This window comes from Nonomuraea sp. NPDC047529, from assembly GCF_040642995.1.
Classification (GTDB): domain Bacteria; phylum Actinomycetota; class Actinomycetes; order Streptosporangiales; family Streptosporangiaceae; genus Nonomuraea.
On the sequence record NZ_JBEYTJ010000099.1, the window covers coordinates 1 to 2,810 of the forward strand.

The 2,810-nt window shown below is 71.1% G+C and carries 3 protein-coding genes; 1 reads left to right on the forward strand and 2 read right to left on the reverse strand.

All coding sequences use genetic code 11. The features are described from left to right. Nucleotides 1-518 precede the first annotated feature (518 nt). The gene (locus tag ABZ815_RS52645; RefSeq protein WP_357711104.1) at nucleotides 519-959 is read left to right on the forward strand and encodes an ATP-binding protein; all 441 of its coding nucleotides are present in this window, start codon (nucleotides 519-521) and stop codon (nucleotides 957-959) included. A gap of 23 nt (nucleotides 960-982) precedes the next feature. Here the strand turns inward: ABZ815_RS52645 and ABZ815_RS52650 are convergent, their stop codons facing one another. Both ABZ815_RS52650 and ABZ815_RS52655 read right to left on the reverse strand, forming a co-directional pair. Then, a complete protein-coding gene (locus ABZ815_RS52650; protein WP_357711101.1) occupies nucleotides 983-1,498 on the reverse strand; it encodes a DUF5994 family protein in 516 nt (171 codons plus the stop codon). Further along, nucleotides 1,495-2,373, reverse strand: coding sequence for an acyl-CoA desaturase (locus ABZ815_RS52655; RefSeq protein ID WP_357711106.1), 879 nt, complete (start codon nucleotides 2,371-2,373; stop codon nucleotides 1,495-1,497). Before ABZ815_RS52655 ends, ABZ815_RS52650 begins: the two co-directional genes overlap by 4 nt. Nucleotides 2,374-2,810: the final 437 nt, after the last annotated feature.

Consider the following 2,810-nt stretch of genomic DNA (forward strand, 5'->3'; position numbering starts at 1 on the left):
CGGCCACCACCTGGCCCGGGGGCGCCGCGCGCACGCTGAGCCGCAAGGGCTGCGGGTCGTTCGACATCGGCTGCGAAGGCATCGACGCCTCCTCTTGGGAGGCCCTCTGCCCTGCGCCCGCTCGAGCCTCTTCGAGTGGGCTTGGCGATCTCATGGATGGAGGAGGCTTGTCGATGGGGAGCAAGGGCGTCGCCGGCAGCCGGCCCCCTGGGCCCGTTTCCCCCTTCGCCGCAGGGGTAAGGGGTGTCACGAGTCAGGATCTGATCGCACTGCGGTTGTCGTCGCTCTCGCAAGTCACGCTGATCGCGCCATCGAAGGGACCATGATGTCCAAGGCGCCGTCAGCCGTCCCATTGCCCGTGCCGACCGTCGCGGCCCCTCCGTCGTCTGATGTTCCGACCGCTGTCGACATGTCGCGACGAGGGGGCGGGCGTGCGGCGCGTTCAGGCGGCAGCTCCCTCAGAGGGCAGCCGGCCGCCCCCGGTGACCGGCGATGAGCGGGCGTGACCGGTGAGCGGGATGTTCGGGCCGCCGCCGGAATGCCGAGACCCGCTGCTGACCTGGGCACTGAGTACGTCCGGGCCGGGTGGTGCGGTCGCGTACGATCAGAGCGCATTGCGGAAGGGCGTGAGCGCCCATGCCACCCAGCAGGGGCTGTCGTCGGCTCGGCGGGAAGATTTTGAACTGGCGGTGCACGAAGGTGTGGCCAACGTGTTCGATCATGGTGGTGGATCCGGGCGGGTCCGCCTGTGGCAGGCCGATGGCCTGCTGTGCTGCGAGATCAGCGATCATGGCCCCGGGATCCCGGCCCGCCACTACCAGCAGCGGGCATCGATGCCTGCCCGCGACCGTGACCACGGCCGCGGGCTGTGGCTGATGGCCGAGCTCAGCGACTCGCTCACGGTGACCACCGGCCCGGCCGGCACGACCGTCGTCATCGTCGTCCGTCTGCGGGACTGACTTTCCCGCCACCGAACGCGTGATCAGGGTGTGGGGTCCTCGCGGGCGGGCTGTCGGGTCCGGCCGCCTTCGTTGTCCCAACCGGCCAGGCGCTGCTCCTCCTCGGCGGCGGTGTCGGCGGGACCGTCGTGGTCTGCGGCGGTGAGGATGTCGCCGGAGCGGGTGCGGCCTCGGCATCGGGTGGCCAGGTCGAGTGCCTTCTCGGCGGCTGCGGGTGTGGTGTCGGGTGGGATGACGAGCAGGTTGATGTGTTCGATCCCCGGGATGATGAGGTTGATCAGGTGGGGGTCGATGGTGCGGAACCAGCCCACTCTGACCTGGCGGCCGGGGGCGGCGATGCGATGCGGGATGTTGTGCCAGGTGTCGACGTGCAGGCCGACGCGCAGGACCCGCCGCTCCAGCCGCTGGTCGATGGCGGCGATCAGTGCGGGCAGTTCCGCGCCGGCGTCGTAGCCGGCGGGCCACCACGCGCCGTCCACCGCGCCTCGACGTGCGAGGTCGGGATCGAGGCTGAGCCGCACCTCCTCGGAGCCGGTCATGGGGAGGGCTCGCGGCGTCGTGCGGCCAGGCGCGCCGGGGTCGGCCAGCGTACGTCGCGGGCCCAGCCGAGCCGCTCCAGCAGTCGGATCAGCCGGGCGGAGAGGTCGATCTGGCCGGGCAGCACGCCGTGGCGGGCGCAGGTGGGGTCGGCGTGGTGGCCGTTGTGCCAGCTCTCGCCGAATGACAGGAGAGCTAGTGGCCAGAAGTTCGCGGCCTGGTCTCCGGCGCGGGTCATCAGCGGCCGTTCGCCGAAGACGTGGCAGATGGAGTTGATCGACCAGGTGACGTGGTGCAGCAGCGCGATCCGTACCAGAGCGCCCCAGAAGAATGCGGTCAGCGCGCCGCGCCAGGTGCCGGTGACCAGCAGGCCGATCGCGGGCGGCAGCAGCAGCGAGGCTGCCACCAGCGGTCCGAACAACCGGTCCACCCGGCCGATGCCGGCGTCGTTGAGCAGGTCCTTGGCGAAACGTTTCCGATTGGTGAGGTCACGCCCGAACATCCAGCCGACATGTGCGAACAGCAGCCCCTTGGCCAGGCCGCGCACGCTGCTGCCGTAACGCCAGGGCGAGTGCGGGTCGCCGTCACGGTCGGCGAAGGCGTGATGGCGCCGGTGGTCGGCCACCCACTGGATGACCGAGCCTTGCACCGCCAGGGACCCGGCTACGGCCAGACCGATCCGCAGCCACCGCTCCGCCTTGAACGCGCCATGGGTGAGATGGCGGTGAAAGCCCACCGTGACGCCGAGCCCGGTCAGTACGTAAGCCGAGGCGGCTATCGCCACGTCGGTCCAGCTCAGCCCCCACCCCCAGGCCACCGGCACGGCGGCGGCCAGCGCCGCGAACGGCACCAGCACGAACACCCACAACGCGACCATCGCCGCGAACGGTTTACGGCCGCCGATGAGCGGTGCCGCGCCGGCCCGCTCGATGACACCTGTTCCTGACGAAGCCATGCCAGCTTCCTCCCCCACACGGCAGCGTCCTCTCGCCCCCCTAGACAGCAATTCACCTGCCCACACGCACGGAAGCCACACCCGTGGTCGATGCCAAGCTTCAGACGGGCGGGGGACGTCCCGCCGCCAACGGATTGGGCGCGCCCGTCCCGCATGAGGCCGCCACGGCCCGGACACCACCCGCGCCCGCCTCCGAGCCCGTCAATCCTTCTGTCCGGGTTCCTTCCCACGAGGCGCCGTCTGCTCCGGTGGTTCCGGGGCCGCTCCCGCCGGGAGGGCGAGCGGGTCGCCTTTGAAGAGTTCGGGCACGGCCCGGTAGAGGATGGCGGTGATCGGCACGGCCACGACCGCGCCCGCGA